This window comes from Streptomyces sp. NPDC030814, assembly GCF_055572155.1.
Genome location: NZ_JBVIDX010000007.1, coordinates 189,364 through 210,693 on the forward strand (window position 1 = coordinate 189,364; position 21,330 = coordinate 210,693).

Below are 21,330 nucleotides of genomic sequence, written 5' to 3' on the forward strand. Positions count from 1 at the left end.
CCCAACGGCGCCGCGCACCGCACCAGAAGGACCCCACGCCCCACCCCCCAGGGGCGCGGGGAACTGCGCGAGCTGCCACCACGAACCCACAGTCGCCCAAAAAACCCCAACCCCAAGCCATAAGGCGCCCCACCACCCGAGGCACCCCGCGACGCCACACCTACGCGAACACGCCTCCCCCCGGCCCCCACCCACGCCACCCACGCCACCCACGCCACCCACGCCACCCAGCGCACGATCCCGCCGCAGGCGCACTCATGACCCGACGGAACAACCCAACGGCGCCGCGCACCGCACGAGAAAGACCCCACGCCCCACCCCTCAGGGGCGCGGGGAACTGCGCGAGCTGCCACCACGAACCCACAGCCGCCAAGAATCCCCATCCCCAAGCCCTGAGGCGCCCCACTGCCGGGGGCGACCCGCGGCGTTGATTCCGGCGCTCGACCAGCGATGACTCCGGGTGGCGATCGGTCATGACCCGCGGGGGCCCGCCGAGTTCGAGGGCGCACGGGCCCCCGCCCGGTGTGTGCGGGGGTCGTGAAGGGGCCACGGGTGGCCCGAATACATCGCATGGGGTCGGGTAGCCGCGCGCCCATGGCTCCAGCAACGAAGACTTCCGGAAGAACCGGCACCTCACGTGATCCCAGCCGCCGGACGCTGCTCGCCGGCGCGTCCGTGCTCGCGACGGCGGGCGTGCTGGGCGCCTCCGGGTGCAGCCGGGTCGCCTCTGCCTCCGGTGTGAAGGGGGGTGACCTGCTGGACCGACTGCGCGCACAGGGCGTCGCACGCCTCGGAATCGCCGGGGAGATCCCGTTCGGCTACATCGACACGAACGGCGAACTGACCGGCGAGGGGCCGGAAGTGGCCAGAATCATCTTCAAGCGGCTGGGGGTGGAACGGGTCCAGCCCGTGCCGACCGAGTTCGGTTCGCTCATACCTGGCCTGAACTCCCAGCAGTTCGACGTGGTGTCCGCCGGGATGTACATCAACCCCGAGCGCTGCGGGCAGGTCATCTTCTCCGAGCCGGACCACCAGATGCTCGACGCGTTCGTGGTCCGCAAGGGCAACCCCAAGGGCCTGAACGACTACGCGGACGTGATCCGCGCCAAGGCCAGGTTCGCCACCGGCTCCGGGTACGCGCAGATCGAGCACGCGGTCGAGGCCGGTTATCCCGAGAGCGACATCGTGATCGTCCCCGACCAGGTCGCGGGCATGAACGCCGTCGAGGCCGGACGTGTCGACGTCTTCGCGGGAACGTCCCTGACCACCCGTGAGGTCGTCAAGAAGTCCCGCGGGACCGAGGCCACCAAGCCCTTCGCCGCGCGCGTCGACGGCAGGCCGCGGGTGGACGGCGCGGGCTTCGCCTTCCGGCGGACCGAGACGAAGCTGCGGGACGCCTTCGACGCCGAGCTGCGGAAGATGAAGGAGAGCGGCGAACTGCTCAGGGTTCTGCGGCCGTTCGGCTTCACGGAGGTCGAGATGACCGACCTCACGATGCGGGAGCTCTGTCGCGCATGACCTCGGGCCTCTGGGAACTCGTCCTGCGCGGTGTCTGGGTCACCGTCCAACTGCTGGTGTTCGGCGCGCTGCTGGCCACGGCCGTCTCCTTCGCCGTGGGGGTCGCGCGCGTCCACCGCCGGTGGATCGTCCGCTTCCTCGCGGGCGTCTACACCGAGGTGTTCCGGGGCACCTCCGCGCTGATCATGATCTTCTGGGTGTACTTCGTGCTGCCGCTCGCCTTCGGCTGGCAGCTCGTGCCGATGTGGGCGGCCGTCCTCGCCCTCGGGCTGACCTACGGGGCGTACGGCGCCGAGATCGTGCGCGGCGCCCTGAACTCCGTGGACCCGGCGCAGCGCGAGGGCGGGATCGCGCTGAGCTTCTCCCCGTGGCAGCGGATGCGGCTGATCCTGCTGCCCCAGGCGGTCCCGGAGATGATCCCGCCCTTCGCCAACCTGCTGGTCGAACTGCTCAAGGGCACGGCACTGGTGTCGATCATGGGCATGGGCGACCTCGCCTTCAGCGGCAGCCTGGTGCGGCTGGCGCTCCAGGAGAGCGTAGAGATCTACTCGTACATCCTGGTCATCTACTTCGTGATCGCCTTCCTGCTCACCCGGGCCATGCGGTTGCTGGAGCGGCGGCTGAAGGCCGGGGTCGGCAGGGCCCCGGCGAAGAAGACGGGCGCGGCACCGGTGCGCGTACCCGAGTCGGCGGGCGCCGGAGGTGGTGCGTGATGAACTGGGACTGGAACGCGGTCGTCGACTTCCTCCCGCACTTCCGGGACGGCCTGATCGTCACCCTTCAGGCGCTGGCCCTGGGCTCGGTGGTGTCGTTCGCGCTCGGACTGGTGTGGGCGCTGCTGGTGCGGACGCCGACCCGATGGGTGAGCTGGCCGGTGGGCGTCTTCACGGAGTTCGTCCGGAACACCCCGCTGCTGGTGCAGCTGTTCTTCCTCTTCTATGTGCTGCCCGAGTGGGGCCTGACGTTCTCGGCGCTGACCACGGGCGTCTTCGCGATCGGGCTGCACTACTCGACGTACACGATGCAGGTGTACCGGGCCGGCATCGAGGCGGTCCCCGCCAGCCAGTGGGAGGCGGCCACGGCGCTGAACCTGCCGCTGGGGCGCACCTGGACGGTGGTGATCCTGCCGCAGGCGGTCCGCCGGGTGGTGCCCGCGCTGGGCAACTACGTGATCTCGATGCTCAAGGACACCCCGATCCTCATGGTGATCACCGTTCCGGAGATGCTCGGCGAGGCACGGCTCTACGCACAGGAGACCTTCCGCTTCACCGAGCCCCTGACCGTCATCGGAGTGGCCTTCATCGTCATCTCCTATCTCGCCTCCGTCCTCCTGCGAACCCTGGAGCGTCGTCTTGTCCGCTGACACCCCGCTGATGAAGGAAACCGGCTCCCGCGTCGACCGTGCCGCGGGCCACGCCGAGCTGATCCGCTTCGAGAACGTGACCAAACGATTCGGCAGCAATACGGTGCTGGACCGGCTCGACTTCTCCGTCGACGCTGGCAAGCACGTCACGCTGATCGGCCCGTCCGGATCCGGCAAGACGACGATCCTGCGGCTGCTGATGACCCTGACCAAGCCCGACGAGGGCACGATCACCGTCGGCGGACAGCGGCTGTTCCCGGCGAGCGACAAACAGTGCCGCGAGGTCCGCAAGAACATCGGGATGGTGTTCCAGCAGTTCAACCTCTTCCCCAACATGAAGGTGCTGCGCAACATCACCGAGGCCCCGGTCACCGTCCTCGGCCTGTCCAAGGACGAGGCCGAGGCACGCGCCCGGGAACTGCTGGACATGGTCGGGCTCGCCGACAAGTGCGACTCCTACCCGACCCAGCTCTCGGGTGGCCAGCAGCAGCGGGTGGCCATCGCCCGCGCCCTGGCGATGCGCCCGCAGGTGCTCCTGCTCGACGAGGTGACGTCGGCGCTCGACCCCGAACTGGTCGCGGGTGTGCTCGATCTCCTCCGGGACATCGCCCGCACCACCGACATCACGATGCTCTGTGTGACCCACGAGATGAACTTCGCCCGGGACATCTCGGATCAAGTTCTGATGTTCGATTCCGGCCAGGTCATCGAGTCGGGCAGCCCCGAGAAGATCTTCGGCGAACCCGAGCACGAACGCACGCGGGAGTTCCTCGGCGCGGTCCTCTGATTACCTGGCGTGAGCACTCGAACACGGCGGAACGTCCGAGGTAGACCCTCCGGGCCATGACTCGGGCATATGCCAGAGTGCTGATCCACCAGCTGAGAGGCCCGCAGGCGCGCGGATTTTCTCGCGAACAACCCCTGCACGTAAGCCCCTTGGGCCGTATCGTGGGACACGGCAAGCTGTCCGAAAAACGGCCCGAGAAGCGCAGGGGGAAACCGTGGCGCTCAAGCACGAGCCGACCGCGCCGAACCACTCGGCCCAGGACGCGCTGCGCGTCCTGGAGACAGTGGCACGGCACGCAGGCGGCGTCACCGACGCCGAGATAGCCCTCCGGACCGGCGTCAGCAGCGAGCGGTTGACCGCGCTCCTGCTGATGCTGCGCCGCGAGGGATACGTCGAGCAGACCATCGACGGCGCCTATGTCACCGGAGTCGCACTCGCCAGGCTGGGCTCCGCCCAGGGCCATGACCAGGCCCTGCGCGAGCAGCTCCAGCGCACCCTGGACCGACTGCGCGACTCGGTGGGCGCCGCCGTCTACATCAGCCGCTACGAGGACGGGGAGATCAAGGTCACCGGCTGCGCCGAGGGGCCGGGCACGCCCGCCGTGCACCAGTGGGTCGACTTCCGTTCCGCGGCCCATGCCACCGCGATGGGCAAGAGCCTGCTGGGCCAGCTCGACCTCAACGCCCGGCGGGACCACCTGGCCCGCCACCGGCCGGCCCGGCTCACGTCCCACACGATCACCAACGAAAGGGTGCTGCTGAGCAAACTCGACGCACAGTCGCCGACGGTCCCGGTCCTCGACCTCCAGGAGTACGCGCCGGGCACGGTCTGCGCGGCCGTCCCCATCTCCGCGGGCTCCTCCGTCGGCAGCCTGGCCCTGTCCCTACCCCTGGAACACGCGCACCGGCTCCGCCAGGCGGCGCACACCCTGAACCGCGGGGCGGCACAGGTACTGCTGTCGCTGGCGATCTGACGGTCACCGCCAGGCCAGAGATCCACGTCACGTTTACGTGGTCGAAGGCACCCCCGAGGACCAGGTAGTATTTTCTCTGTCGCCGGCCGCGAAAGCGAAAAGCGACAGAGTCTGCGCCGCTAGCTCAGTTGGTTAGAGCAGCTGACTCTTAATCAGCGGGTCCGGGGTTCGAGTCCCTGGCGGCGCACGATGACGATGGCGAGGCATGTTCGCGGAAAGCGCGAAGGTGCCTCGCCATCGCCGTTTCCGCGCGGTTTCCCCGCGCACCGTGGGGGCGTCGCCACCCTCACCCCCCCTTCCGCCGTGCGGGACTCAGGCCCGCAGATAGGCCAGTACGGCCAGCACCCGGCGGTGGGTGTTCTCGGCCGGGGGCAGGTCGAGCTTTCCGAGGATGTTGCCGATGTGTTTGCCGACGGCGGCCTCGGTGACGACCAGATCGCGGGCGACTGCGGCGTTGGACTTGCCCTCGGCGACCAGGGCGAGGACCTCGCGCTCGCGCGGGGTCAGCGCGGCCAGCGGATCACGCCGTCGGCGCAGCAGCTGCCGTACGACCTCGGGGTCGACGACCGTGCCGCCGGCCGCGACCCGTTCGACGGCGTCCGCGAAGTGCTCGACCTGGCCGATGCGGTCCTTGAGGAGATAGCCGACGCCGGTGCCGTCCCCGGTGTCAAGGAGCTCGGCGGCGTAAGCACGTTGCACGTACTGGCTGAGGACGAGGACGGGCAGGGACGGGTCCGCGGCGCGCAGGTCGAGGGCGGCACGCAGCCCCTCGTCGGTCAGCCCGGGCGGCATCCGGACGTCGGTGACGACGAGGTCGGGGCCGTACGAGACCACCGCCGCCTCGAGGGCCTCCGCGTCCCCGACCGCCGCGACGACCTCGTGCCCGAAGCGGGCCAGCACCCCGACGAGTCCCTCGCGGAGCAGCACACTGTCCTCCGCGAGCACGATCTTCAGCGCGTCGGGCACGGGATCTCCAGGGACAGGACGGTCGGGCCGCCGGCCGGGCTGTGGACGGTCAGTGTCCCATCGAGGACCGCGAGCCGGTCGGCGAGCCCGGTGAGGCCGGTGCCCGCGGCGGGGTCGGCACCGCCGTGCCCGTCGTCACGCACCTCCACACACAACCTCCCATCCGCGTACCGGCCGGTGATCCACGCCCGTCCCGCCCCGCTGTGCCTGCCGATGTTGGCGAGCGCCTCGCGGACCGCGAAGTACGCGGCGGACTCCACCGGCTCGGCGAACCGCGGCAGATCGGCGTCGACCGTGACGGGGACGGCGGACCGGTCGGCCGCGTCGGCGAGGGCGTCCGGCAGACCGTAGTCGGCGAGAACCTGGGGGTGGATGCCGTGGATCAGCTCCCGCAGCTCGCCGAGCACCTGGTCCGCCTCCCGGTGTGCCGCGGCGAGCCGGTCGGCCAGCTCCGGCGAGGCGTCCAGCCGGACCAGGCCCAGCGTCATGCTCAGGGACACCAGCCGCTGCTGGGCACCGTCGTGCAGATCGCGTTCGATGCGCCGCCGCTCCGCCTCGAAGGCGGCGACCAGCCGGGCCCGCGAGCGGGTCACCTCCGCGAGCCGCCGCTCCCCCTCCGCCTCACCGGGCGCGAGCAGCAGCCTGGCCACGGCGGCGCGGCCCCGGGCGTACAGGGTGAGCGGCCACAGCAGCGCGAGGAGGAGGACGAGTCCGGCGGCCGCGCACAGCAGGGCCTGGCCGTGGGTGCCGATCAGCCAGAGTTTGGCGATCCGGGTGTCGCCGCCCGAGAGGGCCAGCTGCACGGGCGCCCCGATCATCGCGCCGGGGACGGCCACCGCCGCGCACAGCGCCAGCGCGTCCAGCGGCCACAGCGCGAACCCGAGGAGCAGGGTGTACGCCAGCTCCCGCCACGTCGCCCGCTCCGTGAACCGCAGCCGGGCCCAGGCGGCGAGCCCGGGTTCGGCCGGGGTGGCGTGCGGGCCGGGCGGCGGGGGTGTGCGGGCCAGGCGCAGCCGCCGTCGCTCCAGGGCGCCGACGGGCACCCCGGACAGGGCGAGCAGGGCCAGCAGCGGAAGGCCCACGAGGAGGGGGGCCAGGGCGAGGCCGAGAGCGCCCAGGACGAGGAGGCCCGGGAACAGGGGCGCGCCCACGAGCACACCGCTCAGCAGATACACCACCGCGCCCGGTGTGTCCCGTACGGCCGTTCGGATCATGGGCTCACGGTAGGCGGCGGCGCCGGACAACGGCCATATGGGCAGGGGGCGTTCCGGGGTGGGACCAGCACTACCTCCCTGAGCGTCCGCCTGCCCGCCTACCGGGTCAGCAGTTCCTCCCGCCCCCGTGCTCGGTACTCGGTGACCAGGACCGCGAGGTCCACCGCGGTGAACCTGCGGTACGCCCACCTGCCCGGGGGCCGCCACCAGACGGGATCGGGGCAGCGGAAGCCCTCACGGCGCAGGGCGGCGCGCTGGATCTTGTTGGTGGCGGTGACCGGCATGCGGGGCACCACGCGGACGAAACGGGGGGTCATCTTGGTGCCGAGGTCGGGCTGGGCGAGGAGGAACTCGGTGAAGCGGAACGGGTCGAAGGTGCCGGCGACGGTCGCCATCACCTGGTCACCGGCGACCGGGTCCGGGACGGCGTACACGGCGACGGCGTCGGCACCCTCGTACCGGGCGAGGATGTTCTCGATGACGGCGGCGGCGAGGTTCTCGCTGTCGACGCGGAGGCGGTCGTCGGTACGGCCCGCGAAGTAGAGGAAGCCGTCCGCGTCGCGGTAGAACAGGTCGCCGGTCCAGTACCAGCCGTCGTGGCGGCGGGCCGCGTCCGCCTCGGGGTTGCGCCAGTAGCCCTCGAACGGGTTGGGGCCACGGTTGACCAACTCGCCTATCGCCTCGGTGCCGTTGAGGAGGCGGCCGTCCTCGGCGAAGACGGCCGGCGGGCACTCCTTGCGGCTGTCGGGGTCGACCACGGCGAGGTCGTCGCCGGGTGCCGCCCGCCCGATCGCGCCCGGCGGGGTCCCCGGTGTGCGCTGGATCGCGGCCCCGCCCTCGGAGGAGCCGTACCCCTCCACGAGCCGCACCCCGAAACGCCGCTCGAAGGCCGCCGCGTCCACGGCCCCCGCCTCCGTGCCGAAGCCCGTGCGCAGGGGATTGTCGTGGTCGTCGGGGCGGGGCCCGGTGGCGAGGACGTACTGCACGGCCCGGCCGACATAGGTGAAGTACGTGGCGCCGTACGTCCGCACGTCGTCCAGGAAGCCGGAGGCGGAGAACCGGCGGCGGAGCGCGACGCCCGCCCCGGCGACCAGGGCGGGTGCCCAGTCGGCGATCACGGCGTTGCCGTGGAACATCGGCATGCAGACGTAGTGCACGTCGTCCTGCCGCACGCCGAAACGGTCGACCAGGGCCCGGCCGGCCGCCGCGAGCCGCCCCTGCGAGCAGATCGCGGCCTTGGGGGCGCCGGTGGAGCCGGAGGTGAAGTAGAGGAGGAGGCGGTGGGCCGGGGTGGCCCCGGCCGGGTCGGGTTCGGCGCCCGCGTAGGGGGCGAGGAGGGCGGCGTACTCCTCGGTGTCCGTCACGAGGAGCCGTACGCCGGGCAGGGCGAGACCGTCGAGCAGCGGCAGGTGGGCGCGTTCCGTGACGAGGACCCGGCACTCGGTGTGGAGGATGTCGCGGGCCAGGTCCGGGCCCCGGCGGGTGGGGTTGATCCCGGCGACGGCAGCGCCCGCGAGGGCGGCCGCGCTCAGCCACAGGGGGTACTCGGGAGTGTTGTCGAGGAGGACGCCGAGGTGCGGCTCGGCGCCGGGTGGCAGCAGGTCGGCCAGGAGTGCCGCGCGGGCGGCGGCCTGGGCGGCGACCTCGTGGTGGGTGAGCACCTCGTCCTCGAACCACAGCCCCGGCCGGTGGTCGCCCCACCGGTCGGCGACGAGCTGTGCGACCGTACGCCTCGTGGACTCCATACGGGCGCACGGTAGTTGACGTACCGTCAGATAGGGAGACGCATGTCGGTCACGGGGTCGGGAACGAGGCGTCGGTGGAAAACTGGTGGAACGTGACCATGAAGCCGACACAGAAGACGAAGACCACCGCGAAGAAGGCGAGGAGACCCAGGCCGGCGGCGGCGTGCTTCACCCTGCCCGGCTCGTGGGCCGTGGCCGCCACCGTGTGACCCTCGGCGTAGTAGACCGTGACGAAGTCGCCCTCGATCGTCGTCATCGGGCCGTCCTGCTCCTCGAAACGGATGGCGCGACCGTCGCGTGTCGTGAACTCGTACACGTGATGGATCGTGGTGTGCACGGCGCTGCTCTCACCCGCGCCCTTGCTGACCGTCGTGAACGCCTTCAGACAGCGGCCCTCCGCCGTGAGCCCGCTGTTCCAGGCCCTGCGGATCCGCAGCCAGCGGCGCAGCACGTGGTACGCCATGACGGCGACGACGGCCATGATGATGACGGGAATGATGTAGAAGAACAGGTTCACGGCGGTCCCCCCGCTTTCGGCATACGCCCGGGTCAGTGGCGCGTGGGCAACCTACCCGTGCGGGGGCCCCGCGCAGCTCAAGGGATGCTCAGAACTCGCGGGGCCGGGTGCGCTGTCGGTCAGAACGTGACGTCCGAGCAGGCGTAGAACGCGTTACCGGTGTCGGCGATCGTCCACACCGCGAGGATCACGTGGTGGCCGCTCAGACCGGACGGCAGGCGGCCGGTGTGGGAGAGCGTGGACGGGGGGCGCTGACCGTTGTAGGGGACGGTGAAGAACGGGGTGAGGTTGAGGTCGGAACGAGCCAGGGCGTGGTTCTGGTTCCAGCCCGGTTTGGTGACGTAGTACTTGAAGTCGGTGGTGGCGTGCATGGCGGTGAACTGCCAGCGGAACGTGTAGTTCTGGCCGCCTGTCACCCTGGTCGTGGGCCAGGCGCCGCCGCCCGGCCTGGTGGGCGAGTCGAGCTGGGCGAACCGGCTGTGCCCGGCGGAACAGATCCGGCCGTCAGCCGGCCCTGAGCCCGGGAAGCCCTTCGGGCCCTCCACGCTCTGCGGCTCCCACTGGATGTCACCGCAGTTCGTGACGGTGCCGTTCTGACAGAGCTTCTGCCGGCTGACGGGAAGATCGGTGTAGCCGTGACCGGAGGCGCCGCCGCTGGAGAGGACGAGGGCCCCGGTGGTGGCGAGGCCGACGCCGGCGGCGTACCACCTGGCGCGTTTTCGGGTGAGGGTCCTTGGACGCATGCTGCCGCTCCCTGGAGTACGTGGGGATGTTCCAGGTCTAGACCAAGCATCAGAGTAGGAGCGGCAGTTGGCTGTGTCCATATCAAAGACGGGTCCCTCCCGTCGCCGGGTTACGAGGACACTTCGCGCCGTCCCGTGTAGAACGCCACCGTCAGGTCCTTCACCAGCGCCTTGCGCTCGTAGTCGTCGAGTTCGACCAGGCCGCGCATCGTCAGCCGGGCCACCGTGTCCTCCACGGAGTCGACGACCGAGGTGAGCACGGTGTCGCGATGCTGGGCGTCGAGCGCCGCGATCCGCCGGCGCTGCATCACCGCGGCGACCTCGGGCGCGTACTCGATCCGGACCGGCTGCACGGAGAACACCTCCAGGCCGACCGGTGCCGCGTCCGCGACCAGCAGCCGGGTCAGCGCCTCGCCGACCGCCTCCGTGTTGCGCAGGGTCGAGTCCCTGACCAGGGCGCCTGGGGGTACATCGGCGGGGAGCCCGGACAGCACACGGGAGAGAGCCGCCTCCACGCACTCCCGCAGGTACCGCTCGTGGTCCTCGACCCCCAGCACGGCCCGCGCGGTGTCCCGCACCCGCCAGGCGACCAGGACGACGGCCCGCAGCGCCACCCCGTTCGCGTCGACCGCCGGGATCGGCTCGCTCCGCCAGTGCCGCAGCCGCACGTCCACCCGTCGGCGCAGCATGAACGGGTTCACCCAGAGCAGCCCGGTGCGCCGGACGGTCCCCCGGTACCGCCCGAACAGCTTCAGCACGCAGGCCCGCCCGGTCCGCCCCCGTGCCAGCCCGCCGAACCCGAACAGGGTCAGGGCCCCGGCGCCGGCGTACGCGGCCCACTGCGCCGGTCCGAGTCCCCCCGCGTACGCGTCCGGCAGCCCCAACGCCCCTGCGGCCGACCCCGGCAGCACTCCGGCCCACCACGACGTCAGCACACATCCGGCCACCCCGCAGACCCCGCCCAGCACGCCCACCGCGCCGGGCAGCACCCGCGCGGGCCGCTCGGCCAGGTCGGGGTCGACCTCGACGGCGGGCCGCGGCTTCACCGAGCCGGGCCCCTGCCGCACCCGCGGCTGCTCCCCCGTCCCCCGCCGACGGCCCACGACCGCGGGAGCGACCGGCACGGGCACCGGGGCCGGGTCGTCCCGGAACAGCAGATGGACGGGGATCTCGGTGGTCGTCTCGTTCTGGATGAGCCGCGCGGGCCGCGCGACCCCTTCCGGCTCCGGTGTGGGTGAGGGGGTCGTACTCATTCGTGCCTCCATGCCTCCGCGCGGGAAGAACCGTGGTGAGAGGTGGTGAGGGGGCGAGCGCCGGGTGGGCGGCGGCCGGGCCGGGGACGAGGGGACGGGCGAGGGTGCGCGGGTGGCGCGGGGCGGTGTCAGGAGAACAGGCGGCGCCAGGTCTCGGGGCCCGGGTAGCCGTCCGCCGCGCCGCCGCGCCAGCCCTGGGCCCGCTGGAACGCCTCCACGTTCCGCCGGTCCGCCTCACTCCAGCGCGGCCCCGGCCCCGTGGTGTAGTACTTGCCGAAACCCTTCTCCACCAGCCGCTTCCCGAGCAGGGTGACATGCTCGTTGTTCGCGCCCGGCCGGAACGCGCCCCGTCCCGGATAGCCGGGCACCCCGTGCGAGGCGGGCGGCTCGGCCGGGGGGATGTCCCTGCCTTTCCCGTTCACCAGATACGACCAGGTCAAGGGCCCGGGCAGGCCGTCCGCGCCCGCGCCGGTCCAGCCCTGGGCCCGCTGGAACGCCTGGGTGGCCCTGCGGTCCGCCTCCGTCCAGCGCGGCCCCGGACCCGTGGAGTAGAAGCGGGCCCCGCCGCGTTCCACCAGCATCTGGCCGAGCCGTGTGACGTACCCGTTGTCCGCGCCGGGCCCGAAGTACGCGGCACCCGGGTACGTGTCGCCGCTCGGCGTACCGCTTCCCCCGGGGGATCCGGGGGTAGTGCCGTCCGTCCCCCCGCCCGGGGAACCCCTGACGTCGTCGACCAGGCCCTTGTAGCGGTAGGGAACATAGCGGGTCGGGGAGGTCCAGTAGGCGTACGGGGTGACCTGTCGACGGGCATGCGGGAAGGTCAGCTCGTAGGCGACGTAGTTGGTGTGCGCGGAGTTCGTCCAGCCACCGAAGATGACCACATGCGATCCGTTGTGCGGGTCGCTCGGATTGTGGAAGAGAAGCATGTCGCCGGGCTGGAGCAGCTCCTCGGAGATGCGGTCGCCGAACGCGGCCAGGCTGCCCGTCCACTCGTTTCCGGGCAGATGCCAGGCCATGGAGACGAATCCCGAACAGTCCTGGCGGTATCCGTCCGTCCAGTACTTGGTCGTGCTGTACGGCACCTTGGCGGTGACCCAGGTCATGGCCCGCCGGATGATCTCCGCCCGGGTGATGGGCGGCGTCCTCACCTCTTCGGACAGCGTCTGCCCGTCACCCGGCCGCGCCGCCGGTCCGTACAGCGGGGCCTTCTCCCCCTGCGGCGTGTCGGACCCCTCACCTGCCGGAACGTCTCCGGGGAGCGTGGGGGCGTGGGCCGCCGCGAGCACCGGTGCGGCATGCCCGACGCCGAGCGCGGCGCCGGCCGCCGTGGCCACGACGAGAGCGCGCCTGGCCGCTGTGGCGGCGGGGTGGCCGAGGTCGTATACGGCCGAGAACGGCATCACTCGTCGCCAGTGGACACAGCCGGGGCATGCGCAGGCGTCCCCCGGATCGATCTCCTCGAATGCCGGAGCGTCCATGCGGTTCCCCTCGCGGGCGGGGCGGAGTTTTCCACGGTTCTGCACAACGTCAATTTTCCCAAGTGTCACGTAATGTCGCATGCTGACGGTCCAAACGATGTACGGGGCGATGCCGGGAGAGACGACGGCCCGGCGGCGGCCGCGAGCGAGCGGGGGTCGTTCGCACGGTTCCCCGCACCCCTGGAAAGCAGGGGGCGCTCGATGCTTCACAGGGGCGCGCGCAACCGCGCATGCAACCACTCGCGTCCCGCACACCACGATCGACGACGCACCGGCACCCGGGCCCGGCACGGTGGTCAGAAGCACCCTGGCCCCTCCGGTAAACTTTCATCGCACGCGCCGCTAGCTCAGTTGGTTAGAGCAGCTGACTCTTAATCAGCGGGTCCGGGGTTCGAGTCCCTGGCGGCGCACCACCGAAGAGGCCCCTCGCAGCAGCGAGGGGCCTCTTCGTGTCCTCCGGCACCCCCGTTGAGCACCACTGTTTCACCGATCCTCCACCAATGCCCCAATCACCGTGTATGACCGGTAAACGCCGCGTTTCGCATCTTGCGATCAAGATGGGCGCCATAGAACCCTGCCGGTAAGAGGCTGCGCGTTCATGGCAGTTGGGGGACTGTGGGCGATTTGCGCCCGGGGATGGGGATCATAGCCTCCCGCCTTCGCCGCGTTGCGCACTCTCTCGAACGGATGCCTGGGGGGCACCAAAAGAACCGGAAGGCCGCCGCCCTGTGTCCCCATGGTGTAGATCACATGGTGGCGGCGATCCGCCACTGATGCGTCCGTAACGGTCGAGGGGGACCGAAGCGGGCGGAAGACCGACTAACACACACGAACGTGTGTGCGGGGGGAATGACTCATGACGCCGACGGGCGCCCGGCATAACTCCGACCCGTCCGACACGCCGCATCCGAAGGTTCCGTCGCACCGGACCGGCACCTTCCGAAAGTTGAGGAAGACGCTTCCCAGATACGACTACGAGCACTACAGCCGACTCGCGGGGCCACTCACTCAGCCCGATCCGAGCAAGCCCTACACGGTGCAGTACCGCTCCCTGATCTCCCAGGAGCCGCACCGCATGAGGGTCGCCCTGATGCTGGCCGCCGCCCCGCTGCTCTCGCTGGTCCTGCTCACCTGGCTGCTCCAGCCCGAGCACTGGACCAGGCGCGACTACGTCGAGTACGAGTTCCTGCCCGCTCTCGACATGGTCATGCTGGTCTCGATCGGCCTGATCGAGTTCTTCCGCTGCATGAACGTGCTGTCCAACGCGCACGCCACCCTGGTCGCCCGCGACCCGGTCCCCGTGGTGCCCGAGGTCGGCACCAGAGTCGCCTTCCTCACCTCCTTCGTGCCCGGCAAGGAGCCGCTGGAGATGGTGACCAAGACCCTGGAGGCCGCGGTCAGGCTCCGCCACCGAGGACTGCTGCACGTGTGGCTCCTCGACGAGGGCGACGACCCGGAGGTGAAGGCCGTCTGCGCACGCCTCGGCGTGCACCACTTCTCCCGCAAGGGCATCGCGAAGTGGAACCAGCCCAAGGGCCCGCACCGCGCCAGGACCAAACACGGCAACTACAACGCCTGGCTCGACGCACACGGCGACGACTACGACTACTTCGCCTCCGTCGACACCGACCACGTACCGCTGCCCAACTACCTGGAGCGGATGCTCGGCTTCTTCCGTGACCCGGACGTCGGCTTCGTCATCGGCCCCCAGGTGTACGGCAACTACGACAACTTCGTCACCAAGGCGGCCGAGTCGCAGCAGTTCCTCTTCCACGCGCTCATCCAGCGCGCCGGCAACCGCTACGGCGCCCCGATGTTCGTGGGCACGTCGAACGCCGTGCGCATCAAGGCCCTCAAGCAGATCGGGGGGCTCTACGACTCGATCACCGAGGACATGGCCACCGGCTTCGAGATCCACCGCCACAAGAACCCCGCGACGGGCCGGAAGTGGCGCTCGGTGTACACACCGGACGTGCTCGCGGTGGGCGAGGGGCCGAGCGCCTGGACGGACTTCTTCACCCAGCAGATGCGCTGGTCGCGAGGGACGTACGAGACGATCCTCAAGCAGTACTGGAAGGGCTGGTACTCGCTGCCGCCGACCAAGCTCTTCAACTACACCATGATGATCATCTTCTACCCGATGTCGGCCCTCAACTGGATCCTCGCCGCGCTGAGTTGTGCGCTGTTCCTGGGCCTCGGCGCCTCGGGCGTGAACATCGACCCGACGGTGTGGCTGATGCTCTACGGGAACGCCTCGGCGCTCCAGATAGGCCTGTACGTCTGGAACCGCAGGCACAACGTCTCCCCGCACGAACCCGAGGGCTCCGGCGGTGTGGCCGGCATGGTGATGTCCGCGCTGTCCGCGCCGCTGTACGCGAAGGCGCTGATCGACTCGGCGCTGCGCCGCAAGAGCAAGTTCGTGGTCACGCCCAAGGGCGACTCGGCGAGCCCCGACCGGTGGTTCGGCACCTTCCGGTACCACTGGTACTTCATCGTGATCTTCGGTGGCTCGATCGTCGCCGGCTTCGTCTACGGGCACGCGCATCCGGCGATGATCATCTGGGCCACGTTCGCCATGCTGATCACCGCCCTGCCCATCTTCGTCTGGCGTCACATGCTGCGCCAGGACAAGAAGAAGGCCGCCGCCGCGGCCGCACTGCAGGGGTCGATGGTGGCCCCGCCCGAGTCGGCCCCCACTCTGTCCACGCCGCCCCACGCACCGCACACCGCACAAGGGCCGCACGCTCCCCAGCACAAGCCGAGCTGGGCCGCGTCCGGTTCGGGGGGCGGGGGTGGCGACCAGACCATGCAGATCGCACTGGGCGGACACGGGGGACGTAAGGAATGAGCGACCGTGCAGGCCGCCGTCGCGCCCGTCGCCTCGCGATCGGCGGGGCGGTGGTCCTCGCGCTGGCCGGGATGAACGGGCCGTGGCTGTACCGCTTCGGTACCGAGCAATACCACCAGTACAAGATCAACAGACCTGAGTACAAGGCCGCCAACGGGCACTGGCAGATCGTGGAGTTCCCCGAGGAGTACCGGCAGAACACCATCCACGCCGCGCTCCTGCACACCGGCAAGGTCCTGTTGATCGCGGGGTCGGGCAACGACCAGGACAACTTCGACAAGAAGAAGTTCGACACCCGCATCTGGGACCCGGTCAAGCAGACGATCAAGCGTGTGCCGACCCCGGCCGACCTGTTCTGCACCGGGCACACCCAGCTGTCCAGCGGCCGGCTGCTGATCGCGGGCGGCACCAAGCGCTACGAGAAGCTCAAGGGTGATGTCACCAAGGCCGGCGGCCTGATGATCATCCACAACGAGAACCCCGACAAGACGATGGAGTTGAGACCGGGGACGAGGTTCGTCGGCAAGGAGAACGGCAAGACGTTCGTCCTGAAGGACGAGGTCGAGATCAAGAAGGCCACCAAGACCTTCGACCCGGACGGGAAGTTCACCGGCAACAAGCCGGGGATCGCGCGCGCCTACGTCGAGGCCGAGAAGAGCGGCAAGCGCTACGAGACCGGCACCGAGGACAACTACCGGATCATGGGCCTGAAGGGCGCGGACGCCCGCAACACCTACGGCATCGCGCAGAAGCTCGCCCTCGACAAGAAGGACTTCCAGGGCATCAGGGACGCCTACGAGTTCGATCCGGTCGCCGAGCGGTACATCAAGGTCGACCCGATGAACGAGGCCCGCTGGTACCCGACGCTGACGACCCTCACCGACGGCACGGTCCTCAGCCTCTCCGGGCTGGACGAGATCGGCCAGCTGGTCCCGGGCAAGAACGAGATCTACGACCCCGCGACGAGGAAGTGGACGTACGCCAAGGGCGTCCAGCAGTTCCCGACGTACCCGGCGATCTCCCTGATGCAGAACGGCAAGCTGTTCTACTCGGGCGCGAACGCCGGGTACGGCCCGGACGACGTGGGCCGTCAGCCGGGCGTCTGGGACCTGAAGACCAACAAGTTCACCAAGGTTCCCGGCATGAGCGACAGCACCTTGCTGGAGACCGCCGGCACGGTGCTGCTGCCGCCGGCACAGAAAGAGAAGTACATGGTGATCGGCGGCGGCGGGGTCGGCGAGTCGGAGAGGTCCAGCAGGAAGACACGGATCGTCGACCTGCTGGACGAGAACCCGCGCTTCGTGGACGGCCCGGAGCTCGACAAGGGCACCCGGTATCCGCAGGCCTCGATCCTGCCCGACGACACGGTCCTCATCTCCGGCGGTTCGCAGGACTACCGGGGCCGTGGCGACTCCGACATCCTGGAGTCACGCATCTACGACGCGCGCACCGGCGAGATGCGACGGGTCGCCGATCCGCTGGTCGGCCGCAACTACCACTCCGGGTCGATCCTGCTGCCCGACGGGCGGGTCGTCTTCTTCGGCTCGGACTCCCTCTACGCCGACAAGGCCAACACCAAACCGGGGGAGTTCGAGCAGCGGATCGAGATCTACACCCCGCCGTACCTGTACCGGGACGCGCGGCCGACGCTGTCGGGCGGGCCGAAGACGGTCGCGCGCGGCCAGAAGGCGACGTTCGGGACGCGGCACGCGTCGTCCGTCAAGTCGGCGCGGCTGATCCGGCCGAGTGCGTCGACGCATGTCACCGATGTCGACCAGAAGTCCATCGCGGTGGACTTCACGACGTCCGGTGACAGGATCACGGTGAAGGTGCCGAAGAACCGGAACCTCGTGCAGTCCGGGTGGTACATGCTGTTCGTGACGGACGAGGCGGGGACACCGAGCAAGGCGCGGTGGGTGAAGGTGCCGTAGGGCTCCGCCGGGTTCTGTGGTCCGGGTGCGGGTGAGTGGGGGCTGGTCGCGCAGTTCCCCACGCCCCTGAAAAGCGACCGGGGCTGCGCCCCGTGCGTTTCATGAAGGGGCGGGCCGCAGGCCCGCTCCCTTCATGAAACGCACGGGGCGCGGGGAACTGCGCGAGAAACCACGACGGACCCGCACCCGCCCACGAACCCCGGGCCCCGAGCTATGAGGCGCCCGACGCTCAGTCAGACGCCTTGGCCAACGCCAGCGCGTACTCCGGCCACCACTCCCCCGCCTTCGGCCCGCCCTTGCACTCCCCGTCCGACTCGCCCGGCCGCTTGACCCACAGATACGCGTCCACCAGCGGATCCGCCGTCTTCGTCGTCGGCGTCTCCCCCAGCGCCCGCCCCGGCGGGTTGCACCACTGTTCGTCCTTCCGGCCCCCGGTGTAGGGGCCGTTGCCGTTGCGGCTGGTGTCGACGACGAACGGCTTGTCGCCGATCTTCGCGGAGAGCTGCTTGCCGTAGGCGATGGAGTCCTCGGTGGTGTAGAAGTTCGAGACGTTGACGGCGAAACCGTCGGCTTTGTCGACGCCGGCCCACTTCAGCGGCTCGGCGATCTTGTCGGCCTCGCTCCACCCCGCGTTCCCGGCGTCCAGATACACCTTCGTGTTCTTCAACGCGCCGAGCTTGTCGATCGCGCCCTTGAGCAGGTCGTACCGCTCCTCGTGGAACTCGCCCGGGGTGCAGCCGTCCACCACGTGGAGGACCGCGTCGGGTTCGAGGACGACCGTGGCCGGACGGTCGCCGATGCCCTGGGCCACGCCGTCGATCCACGCCCGGTACGCGTCGCCGTCGGCCGCGCCGCCACCGGAGTACTGGCCGCAGTCGCGGTGCGGGATGTTGTAGAGGACGAGGATGGCGTCCCGGTCGGCCTTCTCCGCCGCCTCGGTGAAGCCCCTGGCCTCCCGCTGAGGGTTCTCGGGGCCGATCCACTCGCCCGTGGGCTGTTCGGCGATCTTGCGGATCAGCTCGGCGTCCTCGTCCTTGCCCGCCTTCTCGTAGGCGGCCACCTGGGCCGCCGCGTTCCCCTCCGGATTGACCCAGAACGGGCCCTTGCCGCTTGGCTGTTGGGTGATCCCGGAGTCCGTGGTCTTGTCGTCCTCGCCGTCACCGTCTCCCCCGAAACAGCCTGCGAGCAGCAGCGTGGCCCCCGCCACCGCCACGGACGCCCGGACTCCGGCCCCCCTGCTGGCGTACATCCAACTCCCCCTTGGGTGCACCGTGTCGTAAGCCTCAATCCTGGCATATTTCCCGCCTCGCCCACGCGGATGGTGCCCCCTTGACCGAGAGCTGTTGTCTCCTGATCGCGTCGGACGGAAACCACGTACCAACGGGGGCGCGAGCTGCCCGGATGGCCGGGCCCCATGAACTGACTTCACGTCACATCACCTCTGGCCCATCCCGTCCATCCGGTCTACAGTCGCTTCTCCCTCCCGCGCGGCGCCGGGTTACTCCCGCGGCCCGGGCGCGCGCGGTCGAGGACCGGCCCGGTCGGCGGCTCCCGGGGGAGCGGGCCGCCGACCGGGCCGGCATGCCGTACCGGGTCGCAACACCCCTCGACGGCTCAGGGTCGGGTGCCGCTGAGGTACGCGGAGACGACGACGTTCGCCGTGTAGGTGCGGCTCCGCTTGTCGAAGGTCCCGCCGCAGGTGACCAGGCGGAGTTCGGCGCGGCCCGACTGCCGTACGCCGTACGCCTGTCGGGCGTCGAAGTCGTCGCGGCCGACGACCTGCACGTCGTCCACGGTGAACTCGGCGACCGTACCGTCGTCCCGGGCCACCCGGATCAGCTGGCCGAGTTTGAGGGCGCTGAGCTTGTAGAAGACGGCGGGGCGGGTCTCGGTGTCGACGTGCCCGACGAACAGCGCGGTCCCGGTGGCGCCGGGCCGGGTTCCGGCGGCGTACCAGCCGACGACGCCGGGCTGGTCGTAGGAGGGCGGGTCGATCGCCCCGTCGGCGTCGAGGCCGCGTGCCACGACAGGGGCCTGCACCCCCATGGCGGGGATGTCGAGGCGCTGCGGGCGGGCGCCCCGCAACGGCTCGACGGCGGGCGGGAGTTCGGCCTGCGCCGGCCTTCCGACGGCGGCCACGTCGCCGGTGGTCGGCGCCGATATGCCGTGCCGGACGTCGGTGGCCTCGCGGCCCCAGAGCCACAGGCCGAGCAGCAGTACGGCCCAGGCGACACCGGTGGTGAACCGGCCGGCGCTCGTACTGCCGCCGCTCTCGCCGATGTCGGAGTAGTCCTGACCGGACACGGCGTCCCCTTACTCCGTGCCCCGGCGTCGGCGGGCGCCGCGCACCACCACGACCGCGGCCGCGACACCGGCGAGGACCAGGCCCACGACCGCGTGCCGGGCGCCGGGACCGGTGCGCCGGGCGTCCATGGAGTTGACGCCGTCCGCCGAGGCGGCGGCGTCCGCGGATGCCGCCGGTTCCGCCGCCAGCCGGGCGGCCGCTCCGCCGCCGCCCGCACGTACGGGGGCGACCGGGGAGGCGGGTGCCGATGGCCGCTCGGTGGGCCGGGACGAGGCGGAGGGCCGCCACGAGGCGGAGGGCCGGGCCGGGGACGACTTGCCGTCGCCGACCTTGATCACGCCCTTGACCTTGTCCTCCTTGCCGTCGCAGGAGACCCGTACGTCGTACTTCCCGGGTTTCAGCGTGGACCGGACCCTGGTCTCGCCGGACACGGTGCCGGCATCCCGGCCGTCGAGTGCGGTCAGCTGCGCGTCCGCGACGAACGCCTTCGAGGCGGCGGTGCCCGACTTGCCCCCGCAGCCCTTGGCCCGCACCTGGATGTCGGTGCCGGGTGCCGGCGCGGCCGGCACCACCGAGATGTCTCCGGAGTCGGCCGCGTGGACCGTGGATGGCGAAGCGGTCAGCGCGGCGGCGACCACCGCACCGGCACACAGAGTGAGTCGCAGTGAGCCCATGGTGAACCTCCAGACTCCCTGAGACTCCCCCGCCGGGAGCCGGGCCGCATCCGGGGCGGGCCGCTGACTGCTCCGTCCGGGTGTCCGGGGGTTTACCGCCGGGGCCGCCCCCCGCATGGGGGCATGGGAGGCGGGCGTCAGATGCGGTCGACCAGGTCCGCGATGGAGTCCACGATCTTCGACGGCCGGTAGGGGAACTTCTCCACCTGGTCGGGGGTGGTCAGACCGGTGAGCACCAGGAAGGTCTGCATCCCGGCCTCCATACCGGCGAGGACATCGGTGTCCATGCGGTCGCCGATCATGGCGCTGGTCTCGGAGTGGGCGCCGATCGCGTTGAGGCCGGTGCGCATCATCAGCGGGTTCGGCTTGCCCGCGAAGTACGGCTTCTGCCCGGTCGCCTTGGTGATCAGCGCGGCCACGGCACCGGTCGCGGGCAGCGGGCCCTCGGTGGAGGGGCCGGTCTCGTCCGGGTTGGTGGCGATGAAGCGGGCGCCGGCGTTGATCAGCCGAACCGCCTTGGTCATGGCCTCGAAGGAGTAGGTGCGGGTCTCGCCGAGGACCACGTAGTCGGGGTCGTGGTCGGTGAGGACGTAACCGATGTCGTGCAGGGCGGTGGTCAGACCGGCTTCGCCGATGACGTACGCCGTGCCGCCGGGTCGCTGGTCGTCCAGGAACTGGGCGGTGGCGAGGGCCGAGGTCCAGATGTGGTCGACGGGGACGTCCAAGCCCATGCGGGACAGCCGGGCGTGCAGATCGCGCGGCGTGTAGATCGAGTTGTTGGTGAGCACCAGGAAGGGCCGGCCGGACTCCCGCAGCTTCTTTATGAAGGCGTCGGCGCCGGGAATCGGCACGCCCTCGTGGATGAGCACCCCGTCCATGTCGGTGAGCCACGACTCGATGGGCTTGCGCTCTGCCATGTGCGATCTCCTGCCGTACGTGCGGATCCGCTCCCAACCCTAGTGAGACATGGCTGGAAAGAGGAGGGCGGTCCTGGCCGCTGAGACCGCCCGCCCGC

General features: G+C 70.5%; 18 protein-coding genes and 2 tRNA genes. 9 read left to right on the forward strand and 11 right to left on the reverse strand.

Annotation, left to right across the window (positions count from 1 at the left end; translation table 11 throughout):
* Positions 1-594: 594 nt before the first annotated feature.
* From ehuB to ACZ43N_RS17560, 6 genes are all read left to right on the forward strand, one after another.
* Positions 595-1,518: an ectoine/hydroxyectoine ABC transporter substrate-binding protein EhuB gene (gene ehuB / locus ACZ43N_RS17535; RefSeq protein WP_468098377.1), complete on the forward strand. Its 924-nt coding sequence runs from the start codon at positions 595-597 to the stop codon at positions 1,516-1,518.
* Complete coding sequence (ehuC, locus tag ACZ43N_RS17540) at positions 1,515-2,231, forward strand: ectoine/hydroxyectoine ABC transporter permease subunit EhuC (RefSeq protein ID WP_468098378.1); 717 nt, start codon at positions 1,515-1,517, stop codon at positions 2,229-2,231. Before ehuB ends, ehuC begins: the two co-directional genes overlap by 4 nt.
* Entirely contained in the window at positions 2,231-2,881 is a 651-nt protein-coding gene (gene ehuD / locus ACZ43N_RS17545) for an ectoine/hydroxyectoine ABC transporter permease subunit EhuD (RefSeq protein WP_468098380.1), read from the forward strand. Before ehuC ends, ehuD begins: the two co-directional genes overlap by 1 nt.
* A gap of 10 nt (positions 2,882-2,891) precedes the next feature.
* The gene (gene ehuA / locus ACZ43N_RS17550; protein WP_468098628.1) at positions 2,892-3,668 is read left to right on the forward strand and encodes an ectoine/hydroxyectoine ABC transporter ATP-binding protein EhuA; all 777 of its coding nucleotides are present in this window, start codon (positions 2,892-2,894) and stop codon (positions 3,666-3,668) included.
* 214 nt (positions 3,669-3,882) lie between these two features.
* Positions 3,883-4,641, forward strand: coding sequence for an IclR family transcriptional regulator (locus ACZ43N_RS17555; protein ID WP_468098381.1), 759 nt, complete (start codon positions 3,883-3,885; stop codon positions 4,639-4,641).
* A gap of 113 nt (positions 4,642-4,754) precedes the next feature.
* Positions 4,755-4,828 (forward strand) — tRNA-Lys (locus tag ACZ43N_RS17560).
* A gap of 125 nt (positions 4,829-4,953) precedes the next feature.
* On the opposite strand, the gene ACZ43N_RS17565 is transcribed toward ACZ43N_RS17560, so the two are convergent.
* From ACZ43N_RS17565 to ACZ43N_RS17595, 7 genes are all read right to left on the reverse strand, one after another.
* Complete coding sequence (locus tag ACZ43N_RS17565; RefSeq protein ID WP_468098383.1) at positions 4,954-5,607, reverse strand: response regulator; 654 nt, start codon at positions 5,605-5,607, stop codon at positions 4,954-4,956.
* Positions 5,592-6,821, reverse strand: coding sequence for a sensor histidine kinase (locus ACZ43N_RS17570; RefSeq protein ID WP_468098384.1), 1,230 nt, complete (start codon positions 6,819-6,821; stop codon positions 5,592-5,594). The genes ACZ43N_RS17565 and ACZ43N_RS17570 overlap by 16 nt, the downstream gene beginning before the upstream one ends.
* Positions 6,822-6,919: 98 nt before the next feature.
* The gene (locus ACZ43N_RS17575; RefSeq protein WP_468098386.1) at positions 6,920-8,566 is read right to left on the reverse strand and encodes a long-chain-fatty-acid--CoA ligase; all 1,647 of its coding nucleotides are present in this window, start codon (positions 8,564-8,566) and stop codon (positions 6,920-6,922) included.
* Between the two features lie 49 nt (positions 8,567-8,615).
* Positions 8,616-9,083, reverse strand: a complete 468-nt coding sequence (locus ACZ43N_RS17580) for a hypothetical protein (RefSeq protein WP_468098388.1) — start codon at positions 9,081-9,083, stop codon at positions 8,616-8,618.
* Positions 9,084-9,202: 119 nt separating this feature from the next.
* Entirely contained in the window at positions 9,203-9,826 is a 624-nt protein-coding gene (locus tag ACZ43N_RS17585; protein WP_468098390.1) for a lytic polysaccharide monooxygenase auxiliary activity family 9 protein, read from the reverse strand.
* Between the two features lie 110 nt (positions 9,827-9,936).
* Entirely contained in the window at positions 9,937-11,079 is a 1,143-nt protein-coding gene (locus tag ACZ43N_RS17590) for an SPFH domain-containing protein (RefSeq protein ID WP_468098391.1), read from the reverse strand.
* Positions 11,080-11,207: 128 nt separating this feature from the next.
* Entirely contained in the window at positions 11,208-12,557 is a 1,350-nt protein-coding gene (locus ACZ43N_RS17595; RefSeq protein ID WP_468098392.1) for a peptidoglycan-binding protein, read from the reverse strand.
* A gap of 336 nt (positions 12,558-12,893) precedes the next feature.
* Here ACZ43N_RS17595 and ACZ43N_RS17600 point away from each other — a divergent pair.
* The 3 genes from ACZ43N_RS17600 (at position 12,894) to glxA (ending at position 17,336) form a co-directional block, all read left to right on the forward strand.
* Positions 12,894-12,970, forward strand: a tRNA-Lys gene (locus ACZ43N_RS17600).
* A 443-nt stretch (positions 12,971-13,413) separates the two neighbouring features.
* Entirely contained in the window at positions 13,414-15,405 is a 1,992-nt protein-coding gene (locus ACZ43N_RS17605) for a glycosyltransferase family 2 protein (protein ID WP_468098393.1), read from the forward strand.
* Entirely contained in the window at positions 15,402-17,336 is a 1,935-nt protein-coding gene (gene glxA, locus ACZ43N_RS17610) for a radical copper oxidase GlxA (protein WP_468098395.1), read from the forward strand. The genes ACZ43N_RS17605 and glxA overlap by 4 nt, the downstream gene beginning before the upstream one ends.
* Positions 17,337-17,565: 229 nt before the next feature.
* Here glxA and ACZ43N_RS17615 read toward each other — a convergent pair whose 3' ends face one another.
* The 4 genes from ACZ43N_RS17615 to ACZ43N_RS17630 all read right to left on the reverse strand — a co-directional run bounded on the left by ACZ43N_RS17615 (position 17,566) and on the right by ACZ43N_RS17630 (position 21,232).
* Positions 17,566-18,585: a glycoside hydrolase family 6 protein gene (locus ACZ43N_RS17615; protein ID WP_468098396.1), complete on the reverse strand. Its 1,020-nt coding sequence runs from the start codon at positions 18,583-18,585 to the stop codon at positions 17,566-17,568.
* Positions 18,586-18,950: 365 nt separating this feature from the next.
* Positions 18,951-19,640: a class F sortase gene (locus tag ACZ43N_RS17620; protein ID WP_468098398.1), complete on the reverse strand. Its 690-nt coding sequence runs from the start codon at positions 19,638-19,640 to the stop codon at positions 18,951-18,953.
* 9 nt (positions 19,641-19,649) lie between these two features.
* Positions 19,650-20,315: a hypothetical protein gene (locus ACZ43N_RS17625; protein WP_468098400.1), complete on the reverse strand. Its 666-nt coding sequence runs from the start codon at positions 20,313-20,315 to the stop codon at positions 19,650-19,652.
* Between the two features lie 137 nt (positions 20,316-20,452).
* Entirely contained in the window at positions 20,453-21,232 is a 780-nt protein-coding gene (locus tag ACZ43N_RS17630; protein WP_468098402.1) for an HAD-IIA family hydrolase, read from the reverse strand.
* Positions 21,233-21,330 lie beyond the last annotated feature (98 nt).